Origin of the sequence: Enterococcus asini ATCC 700915, from assembly GCF_000407365.1 — a bacterium.
GTDB lineage: Bacteria > Bacillota > Bacilli > Lactobacillales > Enterococcaceae > Enterococcus_C > Enterococcus_C asini.
On record NZ_ASVU01000001.1, the window covers coordinates 125,176 to 149,359 of the forward strand.

19 protein-coding genes are annotated in these 24,184 nt (G+C 45.2%); 2 read left to right on the forward strand and 17 right to left on the reverse strand.

Annotated features, from left to right (window positions below; translation table 11 throughout):
- The 4 genes from nifJ to I579_RS00680 form a co-directional block, all read right to left on the reverse strand.
- Positions 1–3,537 (reverse strand): pyruvate:ferredoxin (flavodoxin) oxidoreductase, encoded by a 3,537-nt coding sequence (nifJ, locus tag I579_RS00665; protein ID WP_034810325.1) that lies wholly within the window; start codon positions 3,535–3,537, stop codon positions 1–3.
- 231 nt (positions 3,538–3,768) lie between these two features.
- On the reverse strand, positions 3,769–5,172 hold the full coding sequence (gene gltA, locus I579_RS00670; RefSeq protein ID WP_010753133.1) for an NADPH-dependent glutamate synthase: 1,404 nt from the start codon (positions 5,170–5,172) through the stop codon (positions 3,769–3,771).
- Positions 5,165–6,001 carry a sulfide/dihydroorotate dehydrogenase-like FAD/NAD-binding protein gene (locus I579_RS00675; protein ID WP_010753132.1) on the reverse strand — a complete coding sequence of 279 codons (837 nt, stop codon included), beginning with the start codon at positions 5,999–6,001 and terminating at the stop codon, positions 5,165–5,167. The genes gltA and I579_RS00675 overlap by 8 nt, the downstream gene beginning before the upstream one ends.
- A 31-nt stretch (positions 6,002–6,032) precedes the next feature.
- Entirely contained in the window at positions 6,033–6,476 is a 444-nt protein-coding gene (locus I579_RS00680; RefSeq protein ID WP_010753131.1) for a flavodoxin, read from the reverse strand.
- A gap of 338 nt (positions 6,477–6,814) precedes the next feature.
- On the opposite strand from I579_RS00680, the gene I579_RS00685 reads away from it, so the two are divergent.
- Positions 6,815–7,360 carry an ECF transporter S component gene (locus I579_RS00685; RefSeq protein ID WP_010753130.1) on the forward strand — a complete coding sequence of 182 codons (546 nt, stop codon included), beginning with the start codon at positions 6,815–6,817 and terminating at the stop codon, positions 7,358–7,360.
- 45 nt (positions 7,361–7,405) lie between these two features.
- Here the strand turns inward: I579_RS00685 and I579_RS00690 are convergent, their stop codons facing one another.
- The 10 genes from I579_RS00690 to I579_RS00735 all read right to left on the reverse strand — a co-directional run bounded on the left by I579_RS00690 (position 7,406) and on the right by I579_RS00735 (position 18,855).
- Entirely contained in the window at positions 7,406–9,154 is a 1,749-nt protein-coding gene (locus I579_RS00690; RefSeq protein ID WP_010753129.1) for an NADH-dependent [FeFe] hydrogenase, group A6, read from the reverse strand.
- Positions 9,155–9,166: 12 nt separating this feature from the next.
- Entirely contained in the window at positions 9,167–9,934 is a 768-nt protein-coding gene (locus I579_RS13130; RefSeq protein ID WP_010753128.1) for an NADH-ubiquinone oxidoreductase-F iron-sulfur binding region domain-containing protein, read from the reverse strand.
- A gap of 12 nt (positions 9,935–9,946) precedes the next feature.
- A complete protein-coding gene (locus tag I579_RS13135; RefSeq protein ID WP_010753127.1) occupies positions 9,947–11,035 on the reverse strand; it encodes a (2Fe-2S) ferredoxin domain-containing protein in 1,089 nt (362 codons plus the stop codon).
- Positions 11,032–11,547: an NADH-quinone oxidoreductase subunit NuoE family protein gene (locus tag I579_RS00700; RefSeq protein ID WP_010753126.1), complete on the reverse strand. Its 516-nt coding sequence runs from the start codon at positions 11,545–11,547 to the stop codon at positions 11,032–11,034. Before I579_RS00700 ends, I579_RS13135 begins: the two co-directional genes overlap by 4 nt.
- A gap of 184 nt (positions 11,548–11,731) precedes the next feature.
- A complete protein-coding gene (locus I579_RS00705; RefSeq protein ID WP_010753125.1) occupies positions 11,732–12,610 on the reverse strand; it encodes a phosphate ABC transporter substrate-binding protein in 879 nt (292 codons plus the stop codon).
- Positions 12,611–12,715: 105 nt separating this feature from the next.
- Positions 12,716–14,773, reverse strand: a complete 2,058-nt coding sequence (locus I579_RS00710) for an ABC transporter permease (RefSeq protein WP_010753124.1) — start codon at positions 14,771–14,773, stop codon at positions 12,716–12,718.
- On the reverse strand, positions 14,748–15,518 hold the full coding sequence (locus I579_RS00715; RefSeq protein WP_010753123.1) for an ABC transporter ATP-binding protein: 771 nt from the start codon (positions 15,516–15,518) through the stop codon (positions 14,748–14,750). The genes I579_RS00710 and I579_RS00715 overlap by 26 nt, the downstream gene beginning before the upstream one ends.
- Before the next feature lie 185 nt (positions 15,519–15,703).
- Positions 15,704–16,684: a sensor histidine kinase gene (locus I579_RS00720; protein WP_010753122.1), complete on the reverse strand. Its 981-nt coding sequence runs from the start codon at positions 16,682–16,684 to the stop codon at positions 15,704–15,706.
- Complete coding sequence (locus tag I579_RS00725; protein ID WP_010753121.1) at positions 16,681–17,370, reverse strand: response regulator transcription factor; 690 nt, start codon at positions 17,368–17,370, stop codon at positions 16,681–16,683. The genes I579_RS00720 and I579_RS00725 overlap by 4 nt, the downstream gene beginning before the upstream one ends.
- A 306-nt stretch (positions 17,371–17,676) precedes the next feature.
- Complete coding sequence (locus I579_RS00735) at positions 17,677–18,855, reverse strand: pyridoxal phosphate-dependent aminotransferase (protein ID WP_010753120.1); 1,179 nt, start codon at positions 18,853–18,855, stop codon at positions 17,677–17,679.
- A 390-nt stretch (positions 18,856–19,245) separates the two neighbouring features.
- On the opposite strand from I579_RS00735, the gene I579_RS00740 reads away from it, so the two are divergent.
- Positions 19,246–19,641 (forward strand): hypothetical protein, encoded by a 396-nt coding sequence (locus I579_RS00740; RefSeq protein ID WP_010753119.1) that lies wholly within the window; start codon positions 19,246–19,248, stop codon positions 19,639–19,641.
- 46 nt (positions 19,642–19,687) lie between these two features.
- Here the strand turns inward: I579_RS00740 and I579_RS00745 are convergent, their stop codons facing one another.
- From I579_RS00745 to I579_RS00755, 3 genes are all read right to left on the reverse strand, one after another.
- Complete coding sequence (locus I579_RS00745; RefSeq protein ID WP_010753118.1) at positions 19,688–20,206, reverse strand: hypothetical protein; 519 nt, start codon at positions 20,204–20,206, stop codon at positions 19,688–19,690.
- Between the two features lie 155 nt (positions 20,207–20,361).
- A complete protein-coding gene (locus tag I579_RS00750) occupies positions 20,362–22,506 on the reverse strand; it encodes a heavy metal translocating P-type ATPase (protein WP_272866949.1) in 2,145 nt (714 codons plus the stop codon).
- Between the two features lie 140 nt (positions 22,507–22,646).
- Entirely contained in the window at positions 22,647–24,128 is a 1,482-nt protein-coding gene (locus tag I579_RS00755; protein WP_010753116.1) for a multicopper oxidase family protein, read from the reverse strand.
- Positions 24,129–24,184: the final 56 nt, after the last annotated feature.

The window sequence follows — 24,184 nt, forward strand, 5'->3', positions numbered from 1 at the left end:
TTATTTCTTCAAGCTGGCCAAATCGCTGTAAACTTTGGTTCTTTCTTCCAATTCATCAGCTGTTTGTTCCAACATTTCGTCCACTTCTTCGCCGGATTCTTTGATATTCCGCAAAGCAGAGAAACGAACTTGGGTTTCCATAAAGTCGGTCATCTTATCGAAGTCGGCTTTCTTGAAGTCCATCCGCATTGGGTCTTTGCCTTTTTCACGAAGGCGTGGATCGTAGCGGTACAATTGCCAGTAACCAGATTCTACAGCGGCTTTGGCATTTTCCGCAGATTTGCTCATGCCACCTTTGATACCGTGGTTGATACATGGGGTGTACCCAATAATCAAGGAAGGTCCAGGATAAGCCTCAGCTTCCACAATGGCTTTCATCGCTTGGGCCGGATTCGCTTCAAGGGAAATTTGCGCTACATAGACATCTTGATAGGCAATTGCCATCATCCCAAGGTCTTTCTTCTTCGTCTTCTTCCCGCCAGCGGCAAATTTCGCAATAGCAGAAGATGGTGTTGCTTTGGACATTTGGCCCCCGGTATTCGCATAAAGCTCGTTATCCATAACGAAGATGTTCACATCGGCACCAGTTGCTAAGACATGATCGATACCAGAGTACCCGATATCGTAAGCCCAACCGTCCCCACCGACGATCCATTGACTTGGTTTGGCAAACATGTCTTCATGAACGAGCAAACCTTGTAAAGCAGGATCTGTTTCTCCTTGCAAAGCAGCGATTGCTTTGGTTGCCCGTTGTTGCGTACCATCGCCTTCATGAACATGTTCCAACCAATCTTGCAATAGTTCTTGCGTTGCGATGCTACCTTTGCCTTCTGCCAAGACTTTCGTCACTGCCGTTGCCAAGCGTTTCCGTTTGGTTTCGTTCGCCACATACATTCCTAGCCCAAACTCGGCATTGTCTTCAAACAAGGAGTTGGACCAAGCAGGCCCTTTGCCTTCGCAGTTCACCGTGTAAGGAGTCGCAGGTTCAGAAGCTCCCCAGATGGAGGAACAACCAGTAGTATTGGCAATCATCATGCGGTCACCGTACAATTGGGTCAACAATTTAATGTATGGTGTTTCCCCACAACCAGCACACGCCCCAGAGAATTCCAAAAGTGGTTGTTCAAACTGTGAACCTTTCACAGAGGTCTTCTTCAATGGGTTCACTTTTTGACGCAAGGTCATAGCAAAAGCCCAGTTAACCGCATCTTCTTTGCGTTCTTCATAAGGACGCATTACCAAAGCTTTTTCCTTGGCAGGGCAAACTTCGGCACAAAGACCACATCCGGTACAGTCTTCTACGGATACTTGGATGCGGTATTCTAAGCCATCCGCGCCCCGCATTTTCCGTGTAATAAAGCCTGCTGGTGCTTCTTCCAACTCGTCTTCTTCCGCTAAGAATGGTCGAATCGCCGCATGGGGACAAACAAAGGCACACTCGTTACATTGGGTACACTTGTCTGGCAACCATTCCGGTACTTCCAAAGCAATGCCACGTTTTTCATAAGCAGCGGTTCCCATTGGCATCGCACCGGCTAGCATCCCATTGTCCATCAAATCTTTCACGGACAAATTGTCCCCTTCTTTGCGACTAATCGGTTCTAAAATGTTCCGTACATAAGCCGGTTTGTCACTGGTATCCACACGAGGTGCTGGTATAGTCAAATCTTTCCACTCAGCTGGTACAGTCACTTTGATTAAGTTTTCAAAGGTTGCATCGATTGCAGCCCAGTTGTTTTCTACGATTTTCCGAGATTTCTTCCCATAAGCCGCTTCTGCTTCTTGTTTTAACAATGGTAAGAAGGTTGCACGATCCATCATATCAGTTACTTCAAAGAAGGCCGCGGAACAAACTGTGTTAATGCGCCGTCCCAAACCATGTTTCATGGAAATTTCCATGGCATTGATGATATAGAAGTTGATATTGTGCTCTGCAATATATTTCTTCAAATGAGTCGGCAAGTTTTTATGAACTCGCTCTTCATCCCATACCGTATTTAAGAGGAAGGTACCCCCGTCTTTTAGTCCTTTTAACAAATCATACTGATGAATGTAAGAACTGTTATGACACGCGATATAGTCCGCCGCTTCCACGTTGTAAGTGGACAGAATTGGCTGCTTCCCAAAACGCAAGTGGGAAACCGTTAAGCCCCCGGATTTTTTCGAATCATAATCGAAATACGCCTGAGCATACATATCCGTATTGTTCCCGATAATCTTAATGGCTTGCTTATTCGCACCTACCGTACCATCGGAGCCAAAGCCCCAGAATTTTGCTTGGAAAGTAGTTGGGTTAGTCAAGTCTAAAATATCACTTTGTGGCAAGCTCAAATGCGTCACATCGTCATTGATCCCTACAGTGAAGCGATATTTCAATTGGTCTGCAGGTAACTGCAAATGATCAAAAACCGCCACGATTTGGTCCGGTGTCACATCTTTTGAGGCAATCCCATAACGACCACCGATTACGATTGGGCGATTGCTGTGGCGATACAAAATACTTTGTACATCCAATAGCAATGGTTCCCCGTCAGAACCGGGTTCTTTGGTGCGGTCCAAGACTGCAATGCGTTCCACATTCTTCGGTAATTTTTCTAAAATATTTTCTGCTGGGAATGGACGGTACAAGTGAATGTTCAAATGCCCTACTTTCCGGCCTTGGGCATTCAAATAATTTACGGTTTGTTGAATCGTTGGGGAGACAGAACCCATGGAAATGATAACTTCTGTGGCTTCTGGATCACCATAATAATCCGTCAAATCGTAATTTGTTCCCCGTAATTCATTGATTTTGCCCATGTATTTTTGGACAATTGCCGGCATGCGGTCATAGAATTGGTTGACAGTTTCTCTTTGTTGGAAATGGATATCCCCATTTTGGGCAGTCCCGGAAACATAAGGATGATTTGGATTCATACCTCTATTACGGAAATTCGTCAAGGCCTCTTGATCGACCATTTCTTTTAAATCGTCATAATCTAAAACTTCGATTTTTTGTAACTCATGGGACGTGCGAAAGCCATCAAAGAAGTTCATAAATGGTAAACTGCCTTCGATTGAAGCCAAGTGAGCCACGGCAGACAGATCCATTACTTCTTGGACACTGGATTCGGCTAACATACAAAAACCTGTTTGCCGAGCAGCCATCACGTCACTGTGATCTCCAAAAATCGACAATGCATTGGTCGAAACGGCCCGCGCCGCTACGTGGAAAACTGTTGGTAAGAGTTCTCCAGCGATTTTGAACATATTGGGAATCATCAATAGTAATCCTTGGGAAGCCGTATAAGTCGTGGTCAAAACCCCGGTCTTCAATGAGCCGTGAACCGTTCCCGAAGCCCCAGCTTCAGATTGCATTTCAACTAAATTGACTGTTTCCCCGAAGATGTTTTTTTGTTCATGGACCGAAGCCCATTCGTCCACAACCTCAGCCATAGTCGAGCTTGGTGTGATGGGATAGATTGCTGCTACTTCGGTAAAAGCATAGGAGACATAAGCCGCCGCAGTATTTCCATCCATGGTTTTCATTTTTTTCATGTGCCTGGTTCACCCCTTATAATAAAATCTTGACTCAAATAGAATAAATCCCTGCTATTTAGCGCCTAATAATCAGACTGTTGTATCACTGTAAGAGAAGTCCAAACTAAGCGGACTTGACGACGACTGATCACATGAATCAGCAATCGGCAAGTTCCCTAATTTTGCTTCTCCCATATATCCACTTTGAAGCCCTCCAGGAAATTCTCCTGGAGTTGCTTCAAATACTGTTTATTGAACGGGTACACTTTCTTGGATGTATTCATCGATTTGAGCAGCTGCGATTTTCCCTGCTCCCATGGCAAGAATCACGGTAGCAGCCCCGGTTACGATATCCCCACCAGCAAAAATGCCTGGAATGGAAGTTTGTCCGGTTTCAGGATCTGCATCGATATAGCCCCATTTGTTCAATTGGAGTTCTGGGAAAGTATCCAATAGGACTCGGTTAGCCCCTTGTCCAATCGCTTCAATAGCCGTATCCGCTTCTACGATAAATTCACTTCCAGGAACCACTACTGGGCGACGACGACCGGATTCATCCGGTTCTCCCAGCTCCATCTTCACACATTTAACGGCGGTTAACTTTCCAGACCCATCATTGATGTATTCCACTGGATTACTTAACCAATGATACTGAATGCCTTCTTCCACGGAATGATGATACTCTTCTTCCCGGGCTGGCAATTCTTCTCTAGAGCGTCGGTAAATAATCGTCACATTTTCCGCTCCCAGACGTTTTGCCGAACGAGCTGCATCCATGGCCACATTGCCCCCACCAATTACAACCACATTTTTTGATTGTTGAACTGGGGTATCGTAGGTTGGAAATTCATAGCCCTTCATCAAATTGATTCGCGTCAGATACTCGCTAGAACTGTAGACCCCGTTTAAAGAAGTTCCAGGAATCCCCATAAAGTTTGGTGCTCCGGCGCCTACAGACAGGTAACAAGCCGCAAATTCTTCTTGAATCTCTTCCATGGTAATGGTTTTCCCCACTACCACATTGGTTTCGATTTTGACGCCAGATGCTTTAATGCGCTCGATTTCTTTTTGTACCGTGGCTTTAGGTAGCCGGAATTCCGGAATACCATATGTTAAAACGCCACCAGGTGCATGAAGTGCTTCAAAAATCGTCACATCATAGCCCAGCTTCGCCAAATCCCCCGCTGCGGTTAAACCAGAAGGACCGGAACCAATCACCGCGACTTTCCCTTTGTCATGGACGGTCGTAGCCACTTCGATCGGTTGCGTCAGCGCCCAATCCGCCACGAGACGTTCTAGCTTACCAATCGCCACCGGTTCAAATTTTTTCGACCGGCCTAAGCGACAAACCATTTCACATTGTTTTTCTTGCGGACACACCCGGCCACAAATCGCCGGCAAATTCGTGTATTTGCTCAAGACTTCATGGGCCGCTTGTAAATCCCCCTCTTCAATGTGTTTGATAAAGCCAGGAATATCAATCATGACCGGGCAATTTTGAATACAAGGCGCATTTTTACATTGCAGACAGCGACTTGCTTCCAACTGGCCTTCTTCTAAGGTGTAGCCCAGTGCAACTTCCGAAAAGTTTTTATTCCGGACATCCGCGGCTTGTTCTTTCATAGGTGTTTTCGTATAACTGCGTTTAGCCATTGTGCGTCACCTGCTTTTCATAAGCTTCGTTACTGATGCCTTCTTCTTTGCGATACTGTCCCATTCGGTTGATAAACTCATCCCAGTCGACGCCAGCCCCTAAAAATTCGGGCCCATCGACACAGGCAAATTTAATTTGCTCATCAATCGTCACACGACAGCCACCACACATTCCCGTACCATCCACCATAATCGGATTTAAGGAAACGAAGATTGGCACATTTGCCACTTCAGCAGTTAACGTACAAAACTTCATCATGACACTTGGCCCAATTGCCCAAGCCATTTGAATGTTTTCTCTGGCAAATACTTCTTTCATCGCATCGGTTACTAAACCTTTTTGGCCTAGAGAACCGTCATCCGTCATCACGATTAACTCATCGGAATACCTTTGACACTCATCGGCCAAAATCATTAGTTCTTGATTTTTAGCACCCAAGATTGTAGTCACATGGTTCCCCGCTTGTTTCAGTGCTTTAACGATTGGGAAGAGGGCCGCGATGCCGACCCCGCCTCCTACTAGTAATACTTTTCCATAATTTTCAATTTCCGTTGCTTTTCCTAAAGGACCCACCACATCTGCTAGGCTATCTCCCGCCTGTAATGCAGCTAGTGCAGCTGTTGATTTGCCGATTACTTGAAAAATCAGGCGTACCAAACCTTTTTCTTCATCGGTATCCACAACCGTCAATGGAATTCGCTCCCCCAGCTCATCGATGCGCAGAATAACAAATTGACCAGCTTTGGCCTTCTTAGCAATTCTTGGCGCCTCAACAAAAATTTCAAATTCGATTGGATTCAATTCTGTTCTTTCAACAATTTTAAACAACGAAAATTCCCCTTTTTTATGTTCCTTGCGATTAGGCTTCTGTTAGAGCCTTCACAAAAGCTTTCAACACTTCTTCATCTTCATCATCTGCTGCGTTTTCGATTTTCACGACTTCCGCACCTTTTTTAGCGCCAGTTTTAGCAAATGCTTCATCGAAATCGATGGCTGCTTGACAGAAGTAATCTGGATACAATTCACTATCCCCAGAACCTACAACCCCAAAGACTTTGCCTTCAAGTTCTTGGTCTGGTAATTCATCGAAGAAATCTTCCAAGTCAAAAGGAATTTCTCCGTCCCCATCCGTATAAGTAGCGACTACACAGATATCGGCATCTTCAAATGAATCTTCATCCGCATCATCCGCTTCAATGCGTTCCACATCTACGTCCAATGCTTTAAAAGCATCTTCCAAGATTTCGGAAATCCCTTCTGTGTTCCCTGTTGCGCTGGCAAATACGATTTTTGCTACTGTCATGTCATCTTCCTCCTCAAAATATCTAATTTGGCTAACAGCCGAATTTTTACATTATAAATCGGTACTACTCCTATAATACTTCATTTTATCCAATAACTAAATAATATTTTAGGTATTTTATACTTTCTAAGGCATAATTATCAGAAAAGGGTGAATAATCTTACATTTTATCGCTTTTAAGTTTGTTGAAAAGAACGTCTCTCTTTCTTCATGTGAGAAATTTCTCAAAAAAAGAAAGATGAATCCGCTTTAATTTGGTACAATAAAACTATTCCAAAGCGCTTCTCATACGAAAGGATGTGAAAGGCAGTCTCGGTTTCGCCGATGTCTGTGCACCGATGAAAAACAAAACCTTATGGATCACCCAAACTGCTGTCCTCGTTGCTTTAATCGTAGTTATCCAAGCCTTCACTGCAAGTTTTGGCAACACCTTTATCACCGGTAGTTTCGTCAACCTGATTTTGATTTTAGGCGTAGGACTAATCGGTCTTTGGGGCGGACTGAGTGTCGCTTTACTATCCCCGATTTTTGCGTTTTTCTTTAAAATCGGACCGACGATGTGGCAATTGATTTTGTGTATCGCAATCGGCAATGCCGTACTAGTCTTAGTCTGGTGGTTTGTCTTAGGAACTCATGGGTACAATCAGTATCCTCGCCTAGTAGGTGCCACCATTGCCGGGGCAATTGCCAAAGCGCTCACCTTGTACCTCTTAATCGTAAAATTCATGGTGCCCCTGATTTTACAACTGCCAGAACCCCAAGCCACCGTGGTATCCGCCACTTTCTCCTATCCGCAACTGGTCACGGCCTTGTTAGGGGGAGCCATGGCAGTAATCTTAATGCCCCAATTGCGGCGAATCTTAAAAATCAAGCTTGAAATGTAATCAAGTAACACAAGAGGTTGGGGCAAAACTGCCCCAGCCTCTTTTTTACTGAACTTCCATGCGCTCGTGATAGCTAGTATGCAAAAGATGATGGGCTTTTAAACTACCAGGGGCTTCCAAATACTCCTCGTAGATTTTTTGAACCACAGGACTTTCATGAGAGCGGCGGAGGGTTTTCGCCTCGTCTTCGGAATAAAGAGCCGCTGCTCGTAATGCCGTTAAATCAACGGAATTTCGCACCGAAGCGGGTTGGACCGGTTGTCCTCCACCATTGATACAGCCACCAGGACAACCCATGATTTCCACAAAGTGATAGGTCTTTTCTCCCGTTTCGATTCGTTCTTCGATTAAGCGCTTGGCATTTCCTATACCGGAAGCCACTGCAACGTTAATGTCTGCTCCATTGATTCGATAAGTTGCTTCCTTGATTCCGGCTAATCCTCTGACTTCTTTAAAATCAAGAGGTGCGGCTTGAGTCCCTACCAAGCGCTCTACAGCAGTACGCAAAGCTGCTTCCATAACACCACCGGTAGCCCCGAAGATATAAGCAGCCCCGGTTGCATCCCCTAGCGGATTGTCAAAACTTTCATCCGGTAGATTTGCAAATTGTAAACCGGCTTTGTCGATCATGCGTGCCAACTCCCGGGTGGTCAAGGCTACATCCACATCTGGGTAGCCTGCTGCGGATTCGTCTTCCCGGGTGACTTCAAACTTCTTAGCCGTACAAGGCATGATGCCCACCATAAAGATTTTACTAGGATCGATGCCCATTTTTTCCGCATACCAGGTTTTGGTCAAAGCTCCAAACATCTGTTGTGGCGACTTACAACTGGATAAATTCGGAATCAACTCCGGATGATAGGACTCACAGTATTTCACCCAGCCTGGTGAGCAAGAGGTAAAGAGTGGGAACGGTCCATTATTGTTCACCCGCTCTAAGAATTCATTGGCTTCTTCCACAATGGTAAAGTCGGCCGCCACGTTGGTATCAAAGACTTTGTTAAAGCCTAATCGCCGTAAAGCCGCCACCATCTTCCCTTCCATATTGGTCCCGATTGGCAGATCGAAGGCTTCCCCTAAGGTCACTCGAATGGAAGGAGCGGTTTGGACCACCACGTATTTTTCCGGATCTTCCAGTGCTTGCCAGACTTCTTCTGTTTGATCTCGCTCGTGAATCGCGCCAGTCGGACACGCCACGATACACTGGCCACAAGAAATACAGGCCACTTCCCCAAGGCCCAGTTCATAAGCCGAGCCAATATGTGTGGTAAAGCCGCGGTCGTTGGCACCAATCACACTGATTGCTTGGCATTTGTCACAAGCCGCCACACATCGTTTACAAAGGATGCATTTGTTGTTATTGCGCACCATGTGGACCGCTGTATCGTCAAATTCCCAGTTATTGTTTTCCCCGTTGTAATAATCTTCATCATCCACGTTGAACTCTTTACAAAGCTTTTGGAGTTCACAGTTACCACTGCGAATACAGGATAGACACTTGCGCTCATGGGTAGATAAGATTAATTCTAAGGTCAATTTACGGGATTCGAAAACTCGTTTCGAATTCGTGGTGATTTCCATGCCTTCTTTAATAGGATAGACACAGGCGGTCACTAGATTTTTCACCCCGGCAACCTCCACCACACAAATACGACAGGCACCGATTTCATTGATTTCTTTTAAATAGCACAACGTTGGAATTTCAATGTGATTGGCTTTTGCCGCTTGTAAAATAGTCGACCCTTCCGGTGCATAATAGGACTGGCCATTGATAAAAATCTCGATTTCGTTCATCCTACTTCCCTCCTATTGCACGTAGATGGCATCAAAGCGACACGTATCGATACACATGCCACACTTAATGCAGACTGCTTGATCAATTTCATGGGCCATTTTCTTTTCCCCGGAAATGGCTGACACAGGGCACGCTCTCGCACAAGCGGTACAGCCGGTACAGGTTTCTGGATTAATCTTGTATTGAATCAAGTTTTTGCAGACTCCTGCCGGGCAACGTCGTTCTTGTACGTGGGCCAAATATTCTTCTTTAAAGTAATGATACGTTGAAAGGACCGGATTCGGCGCCGTCTGTCCCAAACCACATAAGGAATTTTCCTTAATGTGGTAGCACAGCTCCTCCATTTTATCCAAGTCATCCATGGTTGCCCGTCCGGAGGTAATCTTCTCTAAAATCTCCAAAAGGCGTTTCGTCCCAATACGACATGGAGCGCATTTGCCACAGCTTTCTTCCACGGTAAATTCCAAGAAGAATTTGGCAATGTCTACCATACAGTTGTCCTCATCCATGACAATCAATCCACCGGAGCCCATCATGGAGCCGATTTCCATCAGATTATCGTAGTCGATAGGCACATCATAATGCTCCACTGGAATACAGCCTCCGGAAGGTCCCCCGGTTTGAGCCGCTTTAAAAGCCTTGCCCTCAGGAATCCCCCCACCGATGTCCTCAACGATTTCCCGCAATGTGGTTCCCATGGGAATCTCTACCAAACCGGTATTTTGAATCTTGCCTCCTAGAGCAAAGACCTTAGTGCCTTTTGATTTTTCCGTTCCCATGGCCGCAAACCACTATGGACCCTTCACGATAATCTGCGCAATATTGGCCAAAGTCTCCACATTATTGACAATGGTTGGCTTGCCAAATAATCCTTTCACCGCAGGAAATGGTGGTCGTGGCCGGGGTTCCCCCCGATGACCTTCGATACTTTCCAATAGGGCAGTTTCTTCCCCACAGACAAACGCTCCAGAGCCTAGACGAATATCCAATTGGAAAGAAAAATCCGTACCAAAAATGTGCTCGCCTAAAAGTCCTGCTTCTCGGGCTTGATTAATGGCGATTTGCAGACGTTTCACCGCAGTCGGGTATTCCGCTCGTACGTAGACATAGCCTTGATTGGCTCCAATCGTGTAGCCCGCGATGGCCATGGCTTCAATCACCGCATGAGGGTCACCTTCTAAGACAGAACGATCCATAAAGGCCCCTGGATCCCCTTCATCTGCATTACAAACTACATACTTTTGATTGCCGGGACTGTTCTTTGCAAAGGTCCACTTCATATAAGTTGGGAAGCCAGCTCCCCCGCGACCCCGCAAGCCGGAATTTTTCAAGATGGTTAAGACGTCTTCACTGGTGTATTCATGGAGGACTTTCGCCAAAGCTTGATACCCGTTAAATGCGATGTATTCTTCGATTTTTTCTGGATCAATGCGGCCGCAGTTACGCAAAGCCACCCGCTCTTGTTTGTGGTAAAACGGTGTATCTAATAATTTATTGATGACTTCTTTCGTTTCGTGGTCGTGGTAAAGCAATTTTTCCACTGGCTCTCCTGCCAGTAAGTGTTTTTCTACGATTTTTTTGGCGTCTTTTGGTTGCACTTGATGGTAAAAAGTACCACCGGGATAGACAATCACAATCGGACCTTGAGCACACAAGCCAAAACAGCCGGTGCCGATTACCCGTGCTTCATCTGCCAAGCCATGTTTAGCTAATTCAGCGTTGAATGCATCCATAAAATCACGGCTCTTGGAAGACAGACAGCCGGTACCACCGCAGACGAGAATCTCCCATTTCAAGTCAAAATCTGTCTCATCCAGACGCAAGGCTACATCCTTGCGATACAGGTTTTGCATTTCATTTAATTCCTGCCAAGTCCTCATCCGTCTGTCCCTCCCCGTTTCAAATAAGTCGCCAACACCTTATCCCCTTTTTTCTGGGTCAAGCGACCATAGACCTCTTCATTTACCGTAAGCACTGGCGCTAAGCCACAAGCACCGATACAGCGGCAAGACTCCAATGTAAACTTACGATCCGTCGTCGTTTCCCCGGCTTTGATCCCCAATTCTAATTCATAACTATCCAAAATGTTCCCCGCGCCTTTGACATAGCAAGCTGTCCCCATGCAAATACTAATGGTGTACTCCCCTTTTGGCACAAAGGTGAACTGGGAATAAAATGTTGCGGTACTGTATAACTTCTCCAATGGAACTGCCAATTCTTTGGCAATCCGTTGCAAGACTTCAATGGGCAAGTACCCATAGATGCGTTGGGCTTCTTGCAAGGCTGGCATCTGTCCCCCTGCTTGGTTTTTCAGACGTTCTAACACCGCTGCTAGTTCTTCCGCCTGACTTGTAGTCTCAATAAACTCAAAGACAACCGTTTGTCCTATCATACTGACTCCCTCCTACTTTTTGCTCCCACCAAACGATATAGCGCTTTCATTCTTTATTTTAGCAAAATAAAAACTGAGAATGTGAAAAACCACGCAAGTTTGCCCCATTCTCACTGATAATCATTTTCACTCTTCACAAAAAAAGGCTTGCAGGTGTTGGTTAAACCCCTGCAAGCTTCACACATTATTTCAGATTGCCTTGAGCATCCCGCTCCACCTTCATCGACGTGATTGGCAAGTAGCCCAGCTCTTTCACCAAGCCATTTTGGACTTCCGATGAAAGAAGATAGTCTAAGAAGTCTTGAACCTCGGTAGTTGCCTTGTTCTTGGTGTACATGTGCTCATAGGACCAAATCGGCCAATCGTTTGTGGTGATGGTATCGCCATTGCCTTTCACTCCATCTAAGGAGAGACTCACCAGAGAATCATCAATATAAGAAAAGGCTAAGTAGCTAATCGCTCCCGGGGTTTCCGCCACAATTTTCTTCACGGTACCGGAAGAATCCTGTTCTTGTGACTGCACCGCCTCGGCGCCGTCCAGCCCCCATTTTTCAAAGGTTGCCCGGGTTCCGCTGCCGGATGCCCGATTGATTACCGCAATTTCTTGATCTTTGCCACCGACTTCCTGCCAATTGGTGATTTTTCCTGTAAAAATACCAATAAGCTGTTCTTTAGTTAAATCTGTGACACCCACATCTTTATTTGCCACAGGAGCGATGCCCACCACGGCGACTTTGTGGTCGACTAATAGGCTAGCATCCACGCCGTCCTTTTCTTCTGCAAAAACATCTGAGTTGCCGATCGTCACGGCCCCGGCCGCTACTTGGGAAAGGCCTGTCCCACTGCCACCACCTTGGACAGTGATTTGATAATTAGGATGCTCGGCTACGTAATCCTCTTTGGCAGCTTCCACTAAAGGCTGTAAAGCCGTGGACCCCACCGCTGTAATCTCCACCTGCTTTTGATCAGTAGATTTTTCAGCATTACTTTCCTTTGCACCATTGCTTCCACAGGCACTTAGTAATACTACCAACAACAGACTGACAATACTGATTTTTTTCACATTCATGCTCCTCTCTTTGCTACAACCTCAGTCTAGCAAGAGCATGTAAAGATGCTACCAAAAGCAGGTAAAGTTTCCATAAACTCCTGTAAAGATTGTGTAAAGCTAGAAGGAACCCGGACTTTCTGCCCGCTCGTCTAGATTTCGCAAATAGAAGAAGCGACAAACAAGATACAATAAACTCATGGCCAATAAATAACAGCCAATAATGGTAAAGAAGTGACTCCAGAGATTAATCTCCGCAAGTTCTACGATTCCCCAGTATGCCACTGCGGAGTGCAAAATCGCCACTAGCAATGGAATGAAGAACATCTGCAACATTTGGCCACTGACTAAACGGTGACGAGCTTTTGGTGGCAGGCCGATTTGATAAAGGCTGCGATGGTAACGCCCTTCCTTATCCAAATCTCCGAATAAACGAAAATAAAAGATCGATGCGGTAAAGATGAAGAAGACACCACCTAAAAGCAGGCCAATCATTAGCACCAGACCATTGGCTTGTCGCTGGTTTTGCCAAACTTCATAGCGAGATTCGTAACTGTAGTAATCCCGGTAAAGCTCCTTGTAATCTGCTTCCGTATCTTTTCCTTGGTCAGATTTGTCGTAGATTGCTTGGAATTTTTTGTCAAAGCGTTCTCGATCCTGACTTAAAATCCGTTGAATCTGAACACCTAAGTCCTTATCGGATTGCCACTGGTCATAGTCGATGACTTGGTAGCGCGTAGGAGCCATCTCGTAACCCTCTGGTATCGCAAACCGAGCCACTTCCTCATCCGGTGCGATATAGAAACGATAGGATTGGGCAATACGAAATTGAAGAGGGAGACGCTTCAAGGTCATGGTTTGTTTGCCTGAGGTGGTTAAGACTTCTCGTTTTTCCACCCGTTCACTAGGAGTCATCTGCTTAAATTCATTCAATTGACTGATAGAGCTAGCCAATTCATAAATCTCTCCTGGTTTAGGGTGTAGTTCTTTGGCCCCAACACCTTTTGCTAACTGATTGTAATCCGAGGCTTTCATGGCATAGGCAAAGAAATCCCCAGTTTCTCCTTTTGGAAAATACTGTACCGGATAGGTCTCTCCGATGAAATAAAAGGAATCGTGTCCCGCCTTTTCAATGGCTTGGTTAATCTGTTTCCCCACGGTTAAAGGATAGTCGCTACTGTTTTCTTCTTGATTGTTTACAAGAACAATGGCGGCTGAGGTACCATTGCGATTCCCGGTTTGTGCACTCCCCAAAGAAGCAGTAGTGGAAATAGCCACCAAGGCCACCGAAGCAGTACAGGCGATTAAGGCATACATGGTGGCATTTTCCTTGGCCCGATAGATGCCTTCCGAAACCGCCAACATGGTCTTCCCCCGCCAAAAAGTCCGCCGATTACGACGCCAACGATAGTAATAAACCGTCACTTGATGGAAAAACAAGAAAGTCGCCAATACGGTCAAAAGCACACAGGACAAGAGTAACCAAAGGCTGGCTTCTTTTTTCAAGAAATACACCAGTGCCCCGTAACCTGCCGCCAGACTAAGAAAAGCACCTAAGACCAGTAAAGGATGGGTCTTAGGTAACGGCATAGGGGTCTCATCGCTCTTTCCCAGCTGATTGAGGTTTTCCGTCTGAATTTTAAACGTCATAATGACACTAACAAGTAAAAACAACAGGATATAGGTGAGCAGAGTCAATCCGGAACCTACCAAAGGAAAATAAAATTTCAAGCCTGTGCCTAATGCCAGCACGTTTTGGACCACAATTAGGATTACCTTAGTAAACAAGACTCCCAGGCCAATCCCCACGATTGAAGCACTAAAGCCAATCAGCATATTTTCCCCGAAAAGCATTTTTCGCAAGTCCTTAGGTTTCATTCCCAACATCATATAGATACCTAAGTCCCGTTTTCTGGCTTTCAAAAAAGTCCAAAAGGAATACCATAAAAAGATAAAGGACAATAACACTACCAAAACTTGACTGACGCCTAGCCCCATTCGTGCTAAAAGGGTAACCTCCGCACTGGAACCGGTAATCCCCGATTGAAGCTGGGGATGAAAAGTCAACATGGCGAAAATGAAAAAGACAAATACCGAAAAAACACTGGATAGAAAGTAACTGCCATAAGTTCTAGCAGAGCGAAAGACATTATTAGTAATCAGCTTGAAGAAGCTCATGGCTGCGCCCTCCCAAATGACTTAGCACCGTCAAGATTTTTTGGTAAAACTCATCCCGGTTGTTGCCTAAGTAGATTTCATTGTAAAAACGGCCGTCTTTAATAAAGACTACTCGATTACAAAAGCTGGCAGAAAAGGCATCGTGGGTCACCATTAACGTGGTCACTTGTCGCTCTTCATTAAGCTGGGATAAAAGCTCCATCACGCTATTAGCTGCTTTGGAGTCCAAGTTTCCCGTAGGCTCATCCGCTAAAATCAAGCTAGGCTCATGAATCAATGCCCGACAAATCGCCACACGCTGTGCTTCCCCACCGGAAAGCTGATAAATCCGTTTATCTCGCAAAGCTAAAATTCCTAGTTCTTTCATCAATGCTTCTGCTGCCGGGAGCATTTCCTCAGGACTTTTTCGTTCTAAGGTTAAGGGTAGGACAATGTTTTCAATCACCGTTAGCGGTGCCAAAAGATTGTAGTTCTGAAAAACAAAGCCTAAATTTTGCCGACGAAAGTCCGCCAGTTGATTGGGCCGGAAGCTGTGAGGATCGGTACCATCTAACAGCACTCGCCCAGATGTGGGGGTATCCAATGTGGCCACACAGTTTAATAAAGTGGTCTTCCCGCTACCGGACGGCCCCATAATTGCGACAAATTCCCCTTTTTCCACCTTTAAGTCGATGCCTTTCAAAACTTCTACGGTAACTTCCCCGAAGTAATTCTTCACTAAATTTTGAATCTCCAATACTGCCATAATATCCTCCTTTGACCGTGGATCATTTTCAGTTTCATCTCTTATCCCCAGTGTAGCAAGAATCCCCAGTCGCTACCATGACTTTTGCCCGGAGTATTCTTACAGCTTCGTAAGATATAAAAGCTCCTCGTTCCCTTTGTGGAAAATAAAAAAAGACCGCGGAATTCTCCAGGGTCTTTCGAAGTTTACTCCCGATATTCTTTCGGGTCGGGAAAAGTCAATGTGATTTTCGTGCCTTTTCCTACTTGAGAGGCGACATTCATCTCGATGCCTAGCTCTTGGGTTACTTGATCCACTAGATACAGTCCCATTCCCGTGGCCTCCCCAAAACGGCGACCATTTTCCCCAGTAAAAAAGGCTTGTTTGATCCGAGGCAAATCTCCCGGAGGAATCCCTACACCCTCGTCTTCAATAACCAGATAAAGCGTTTCTTGCTCCATGGAGGCGCTGAGTTTCACCTTACCCCCGGGGGCCGTGTACTTGATACTGTTAACCAAGAGTTGCTCGATCACAAAGCCTAGCCACTTTTCATCGGTAATCAGGTGCAAGTCACTGGCAATTGCCACTTGGGGATAAACTTGGTGCTGGATAAAGAAATTCTTTTGCTCGGTGACCCGTTGATTGACGAGTTTAGCCAAGTGGACTTGCTTCAAAACAAAATCTCCCCCTAGACCACCTAAGAGTCGCGCTTCATTCATGACCAAATTCAAGCCACTTTTCAGGCGTTGGGTTTCTTTTAAAATTTCCACTGCGTCCAGTTGATTTTCTTGAGCCATCATTTCCAAAACGGCAATCGGTGTTTTCATTTGATGAACCCAGAGATTGATAAAGGTCACCTGTTGTTCTTTTTCCCGGCTTTCCTTGGTCAATTGATTTTCTTGTTCTTGAAGTAATTGATTCACCTTGTAGCTAATGGCCTGACTTAAATGGTCCTGATCTCCTGGCAAAATTCGCTTCGTCTGATCGGATAAAAAAGCATAGAGCCGTCGTTGCCGGGTGTAGGCAAAAAGCATGCCTCCCCCAAGCAAAAAAGCTCCTACAAAAAACAGGTAGATCAAAAGCGACCAAGAAACGCCTCCAGCAAGCCCCACGATTCCTAATAAGAAGGCAAAAATCAGCAATAAGCCGAAGTAGCGACTTTTGTGCTGCTTGAGGTAAAACTTCATTTTTCAACCTCCCAAACCAACTGATAGCCTTGACCACGGAGGGTTTGAATCTTATCCACTAAACCCATATCTTCCAGTTTTTTCCGCAGACGCCCCATATTGACAGAAAGTGTATTATCATCCACAAAGCGCTCATCATCCCAAAGCTTCATTAAAAAAGTTTCCCGTTTTACGATTCGAGGGGCATGTTCAATCAATAACTCCAGCAGTTCCCCTTCTTTTTTAGTCAAATATTCCTTTTGATCACCGAAATGGACTTCTAAACGTTCCGGGAAATACTGCAATTCGTGAAAGCTGAAAATCCGCTCCCCGGCAACGGAATACTCCCCATAAGCCCGGCGCAATTGACTCTTGATTTTCGCCACCAAAACTTCATTGTCAAAAGGTTTCACCAAATAGTCATCCCCGCCATATTCCATGGCCATCACTTGATCCATGGGATGATCCCGGGCCGACAAAAAGATGATTGGCAAATTGGACAGCAGCCGCAACTGCCGAGTCCAATAAAAGCCGTCAAAATAAGGCAGATTGATATCCATCAAGACCAAATCCGGCTGTATTCGCTGAATTTCTTCGGTGAGTTTGGCGAAATCTTGTGCCTGTTCCACCTCAAAGCCATATTTTTGAATCGCATCTTTGACCACTTTCGCCAATGCTGTGTCGTCTTCGATTAAAAAGATTTTCATCCCACTTCACTACTTTCCTTTTCTCTTTCTTGATTCTACCAAAGCCCCTTGAAAAAAGAAAATATCGTAAATATTGGGGATAAGTTTCTTAAAAATCGTCCCAAAAACTCTCGTGTGGATAACTTTACTAAATAACGAAGAATTTGTTTCATAACCTGTGGAAACATCAAAACGACAGGTTTTCAAATTTTTTTCATTTGCTCTAAATACGTGAGATTTCCCAGCGTAATCCCTTTCATGGGGGCACCAAAAAAGCATCCCGGCGAAAGCTTCTTTTCCAAAAGTTTCGAACGTGATGCTAGTAGCTTACTGATTTGGTTGTTTTTGCAAATAATTTTCTAAGCGCTTCATGGCTTCGGCTAAAGCTTCACGACTTGCCGCATAACTAATGCGAATATAGCCTTCTCCGGCTTTACCAAATGCAATTCCCGGAATCACAGCCAATTGATTTTTTTCTGCCAAGTCCACACAAAAGGCCATGGAGTCTTGGATCTGACCTGCTGGAATCTTCCCGAAGAGGTAAAAAGCACCACTGGGTTTCGCCACTTCAAAACCGAATTGCTTCAGCTTTTCATAGACGAAATCGCGACGTACCCGATATTCTTCCCCCATTTTTGCTCCATCCTCGATCCCTTGTACCAAGGCTTCCACAGCAGCCTTTTGGGAGATGGTAGTCGCAGCGGTTACTAAGTATTGATGGACTTTGATAATCTCCGCCGTTAAATCCTGAGGCGCAAAGATAAATCCAATTCGCCAGCCAGTCATAGCATGGGATTTCGATAACCCGTTGAGCAAAATCGTCTGATCAGGCAGGTATTCTGCAAGGGAGACGTGCTCTTGATCGTAACTCAACTCACTATAAACCTCGTCACTGATCACAAAGACCGGATACTCTTTCAAAACTTCTGCTAACGCCTGGACTTCTTCTCGACTATACGTCACCCCGGTAGGATTGCTTGGATAGTTCAAAATCACAGCTTTAACTGCTGGACCTTCTTTTACCAAGGTTTCCCGGAGCATTTCCGGAGATAAAACAAACCCATTGTCACTAGTATCCATGTACACAGCCTGAGCTCCGGCTAAGGTGATGACTGGTTCATAGCCAGGATAAATCGGTGCTGGCAACAATACCTTATCTCCGGCTTCTAAAATTGCCAACAAAGAAGCCGAAATCGCCTCGGTGACACCCACAGTTACCAAAATTTCCTTTTGGGCATCATAGGTCAGGCCATATTTTTCTTTTACGAAATAAGCCGCAGCTTCCCGGACATCCGGCAATCCCGCCATCCCGCTGTAATGACTAAAATTGTCGTTAATTGCTTGTTTCCCGGCATCTTTAATATGCTCCGGGGTATTAAAATCTGGCTCGCCTAAAGTTAGCTTTAAGATTCCCTCGATGCCTGACACTCGCTCGTCGAATTGTCGAATCAAAGAAACCGCAATCTGGTCTACTTGTTTGTTGAATCGCTCCGTTAATGGATTCATTCTATCAACCCCTTTGCCCTACATCCTACCATAACTTGAAAACGGGATACAAATGCCATCGTAATTTTTTTAAAGTGCTTAGCGTACGCCTTGAGCAACGAGTATTTTTTAGTTATTCAAAAACTACAAACAAATAAAAAAAAAAAAACAGATAAAATTGAATTTTGCGTTCGTTATCCAACTTCGATATTTTTTCTTTTTTGTTTTTAAAAGTGGTTGCTCTTGCGATAGCATTTTAGGGATATTGTGTAAATTCGTAGATAATTCTGGCAATTAAGCGTGATTCCATTAAAAAATAACTCATCCTAAAAGAAAAACCAGCAAAAGCACTTGTCCTTTTATTTAATGGTCGTAAAATAAAAATGAATAACAAACAACTGGAGGCGAACTATGAAAAGACAGCTTAAAAGATTACCCATCGCGTTATTTTCGATTCCCTTTGTCTATTTGTCTCTGTTACTTGATGCCTATTATCAATCCATTTTAGGCTTTCTCTTTTCTCTGTTGCTCACTGTCCTGCTAGGGTTTTATTTTAAAGCTAGCAACCAACTGCCCCTTTGGCTGATTGGCAATATCATCAGCACGCTTCTTTCCTTGTATTTGCAATTTCAGCATCCCGAGTGGACGTTTTTCTATCAACCGTTTAATCCCACTTGGCTGGTGTTAGGCCTGTCCTTTATGTATTTAGTTCCCCAGCTCTTCGGTATTTTTTGGGCGAAAGTCCTGCGTGTCCAGCTCTTTTCTCAAGGCCAACAGCGCCACTTGCAACAAAAAAAGCATCACTAAACAAAAAACTGGCAAAACGCTCAAACGAAGTGTTTTGCCAGTTTTTTTATTCGACTTCTTTTAGGTGAATCTTCTTGATAATCACTTTATCAAACATAGAAGCTTGATTGTCTTGTTCCCCAATCACTTCCGCTACGATATTGGTACCATTGTGTTTTTTGCGTAGTTGGTAGACGATTTTGCCGGTTTGTTTCAGCTCATTGACCATGTCCACCACGCCGCCAAAGCCGGTCTTCCGGGTAATAAATCCTAAAGCCACCATGCGTTCATCCAAATTCTTGGCGGAAACAGTAGAGCCGGTAATCAACGCTTCTCGCATCACTCCGAGGAAATCATCCAAACCTGCCACAGATTCCAACGGTTCTTCTTCTACTTGCGGACGACTGTGCAATTCCTGCAAGAGATTTTCATATTGTTCTTGAGTCAACATGACCCCAGCGACTTTTTCCCGATTGAAAACATAGACGGCAGTCCCTGCTTCCCGGGCTTGTTCAAAGACATCCATGGGGGATTTTTTGACTTCAGTAATCGATGTTGTAGGTACGTCCAACTTCTTTAATTCCATCTCGTCACTCCTATTTCACTACTACTTCAAGCTGTTCCTGGACGAAGCGCATCCCGCTACTTCGTTAACGAACACATTATAACACAAACCTTTCTCTCCACTACAGGCTTCCAGCAAAAAAGCCACCACATTTTGTTGAGGTGGCGGATTTTTCTTTATTTGATCTTCAAAGTCATGGCATTAATGGCAACAATCACGGTACTCAAGGACATCAAAATCGCCCCCACCGCCGGATTTAGGATAATGCCGATTGGTGCCAAAATCCCTGCTGCTAACGGAATCGCAAAGATGTTGTAGCCGGCTCCCCACCAGAGGTTTTGAATCATCTTGCGGCGGGTTTCCTTAGCCAAATCCAAAAAGCGTAAGATGTCATCGGGATTGGAGTTGGTTAAGACCACATCTGCCGAGTCGATGGCGACATCAGTCCCCGCTCCAATAGCGATCCCTACCGTGGCCCGGGCCAAGCTTGGAGCATCATTGATTCCATCCCCAACCATGGCAACTTTCTTGCCTTCACCGGTTAATTTTGCCACAATGGCTTCTTTGTCTTCCGGTAACAATTCTGCATAGTAATGATCTAATCCGAGATACTTCGCCACACTGGCCGCGGCGTGTTCATTGTCCCCGGTCAGCATTACCGGTTCAATTTCCCGCTCTTTCAAGGCTTTAATGAAAGCTTTTGCTTCTGGTTTGATTTGATCCCCTAAAGCAATCAAGGCCCACAATTCGTCTGCTACTAGTAAATAGCTAATCGTATTGCCTTGTTCAGCGTATCGGTCGCTGGCTTTATCGGGAACGGTGATTGCCCGTCGTTTTAACTCCGACTCATTGACAATGGCAACTTTTTGCCCAGCCACCGTTCCCGTTAAGCCCACACCGGAAACATTCTTCACATCTTCGGCGGCTTTGGGAGTAATTTTTTGCTCTTTCAAGTAGTTCATAATCCCTGTGGCAATCGGGTGATTAGCAGAAGCTTCCAAAGCGCCCAGAACACTCAGAACCTCTTGATCATCTTGGTCTTTTGTGAAATTCACAAAGCCCGTAACCGCAAAAGTACCCGCGGTCAATGTACCAGTTTTATCCAACAAGACTTGCTGAATTTCCGTAGCGCTTTCCAAGGCGTTGCGATTTTTCAGCAAGAGCCCTTCTTTCGCCGCAATGGATGTGGAACGAGCCACAATCAACGGAATCGCTAAGCCCAGTGCATGAGGACAGGCGATGACGAAGACGGTCACCATACGATTTAAAGCCGTAGATAAATCCGCGACGAACAACCAAATGACAAATGCTGCAATCCCAGCAAAAAGAGCGATGTAAAAGAGCCATTTCGCTACTTTATCCGCAAGATTTTCCAGTTTTGACTTTTGTGCTTGAGCGGAACGTACCATTTCCATGACTTTCGCCAAGTAACCGCTAGAACCGGTCCCGGTGACTTTTACGGTGATTGTGCCATTACCGTTCACAGAGCCACCGATAACTTTGTCGCCCACGGCTTTTTTCACCCCTCGTGATTCCCCGGTCACTGCGGATTCATCCACGGTAGTTTCGCCTTTTTCAATCACTCCATCTACCGGCATCTTATCGCCAGCCCGGACCAACAGCCGCTCCCCTTCTTTGACCGCTTGTAAAGAGACCTCTTCTTCTCCTTTGTCAGTCAAACGGGTAACTGTATCGGGCAAGAGCTCCGCCAGTTTTTGCAGAGCGTTGCCGGCATTAGACACGGCATTCATCTCAATCCAGTGACCTAAGAGCATAATCACGATTAACGTAGCTAGCTCCCAGAAAAAGTCCATTACATGAGTGTGGAGGAAACGATTGGCTATAAAGGAGTAAATGCTGTACACATAGGCCACCGTAATCCCCATGGCAATCAACGTCATCATTGCCGGACTCTTGTCTTTTAGTTCCATTTTAGCACCGGCCAAGAACGGTTGCCCACCGTAGAAAAAGAGAATCGTGGCCAAAATCAACACTACCCAGTCTGAACCGGGGAATGTAATTTGAAAGGGCAATTCCATCCCCATCATAGGGGATAGTAAAATAATCGGAATCGCCAAAACTAGCGATAGCCAAAATTTCTGCTTAAAATTGCCCATATGCATGGAGTGGTCCATGCCCCCCATGGAATGATCCATCCCAGCCATATCGTGATGCATGTGCCCATGATCCATCTGACTCATATCATGTTCCATATGCTCGTGATCCATCTTGCTCATATCATGTTCCATGTGTTCGTGATCCATCTTACTCATATCATGTTCCATATGCTTGTGATCCATCTTGCTCATATCATGTTCCATGTGTTCGTGATCCATCTTGCTCATATCATGTTCATGTTTCGGTTGTTCTTCCTTCACAAAACAACGCCCCTTTCCAATTCTTTTCCTATCTCCATCCTAACATGGAAGCTCGGGAAAAGCCGTTTCCGCGAACCTCCAGTCTAAACCACGTTGACTTGCCCCATCATGCCATTTTCTTCGTGTTCCAAAATATGACAGTGATACATAAAAAGGCCGGGATGATCGAATGTCACCAATAGCTCCACTTGTTCCTCTGGATTGACTAATACCGTGTCTTTCCACCCCGCTTCATTTTCACTAGGTGGCTGCCCATTACGGGAAATAATCTGAAATTGAACTCCATGAAGATGGAATGGATGAGCCATGCCACCCATCATCCCGCCGACATTACTCACTTCCCAAACTTCTTGGGTACCCGTTTTTGCTTGTAAGTCAATTCGCTCCGGATCAAATTTTTGATCATTGATACTGACCATGTGGGACATCCCTTTTAAAGTGATTTCTTGGCGCTTTAAGCCTTGTAAGTCTTTTTGTGCTACATGCTTTATTTCATTGAGTGTTTCTTTGGAATCAAAGGCTGTAGCTTTTTGCCCGTTGATTTTAATGGTCAACGCAGTGTTTTGATTCGCTAAAAGACGGAAGCTTTCTCCCGAGCGAAATTGCTGGGTATCCACCAGGATTTCTCCTCGCTCACCAGGAGACAAGCGCAAGGAGGTTAATTTCACTCCTTGATTTAAAAGACCCCCATCGGTTGCAATTTGATAGAAAGGCTGGCCTTCTGATAAGGAAAAATCAAAATTGCGGGCATTGGAGCCATTGACGACACGCAAGCGTAGCCAACGTTCCTCTGTTTCTAGATAAGGATTCAGCGTACCATTCACTAACAGTGTGTCCCCTTGAATCCCATCTCCCGTAGTATCTTCTTGATAGTTCAATTGGTTGTCCTGATCAAAGGATTTGTCTTGAACGATCAGCGGAAAATCATTAACCCCATACTCATCTGGTAGCCTCAATTGCTTACTGTGATCATCTTCTATATAGAGCAATCCCGCTAAGCCTTGATACACTTGGGCCGCAGTTGCTCCCATAGGATGGGGATGAAACCATAAAGTAGCGGCTTCTTGCTCCACGGTAAAGTTTACGGTCTTGGTCTGTCCAGGAGCGATGACTTGATGCGGCCCTCCATCCGCAGAAGATGCCAGTTTTAGTCCATGCCAGTGAAAGGATGTTTCTGTAGGCAATTGATTTTCCGTGATAAAAGTCACGTCTTGCCCTTTTTTCAAGCGAATCACCGGACCCAAGAAATCACCATTGTAGCCTAGGGTCTGTGTTTTTTTCCCTGACTTGATTTGATAGGCGCCTTTTTGGGCTGTAATTCGATACGTTACGTGATTGCCCTCTTCTTCCGTTGGTTCCAGTAGTGGCGGAATCGCAAGTTTTTGTTCCTTTTGTTCACTTACTTGGAGAGGCGCACTTTCGTCGGTCATCATTTGCCCCATCATCCCATGACTTCCTTGAGAATCCGTCGTCCCCTGTTTTTGAGTGAGGTTTTTCCCTAAGAAAAAGCCCCCACCCACAAGTAGGACGACACCGGCAAGAATCCGCCATTTCTGTTTGATCATCTAGTAAACATCCTTTCTTGTTGAGCCATCTTTCCCCCTAAATAAAAAAATCATTT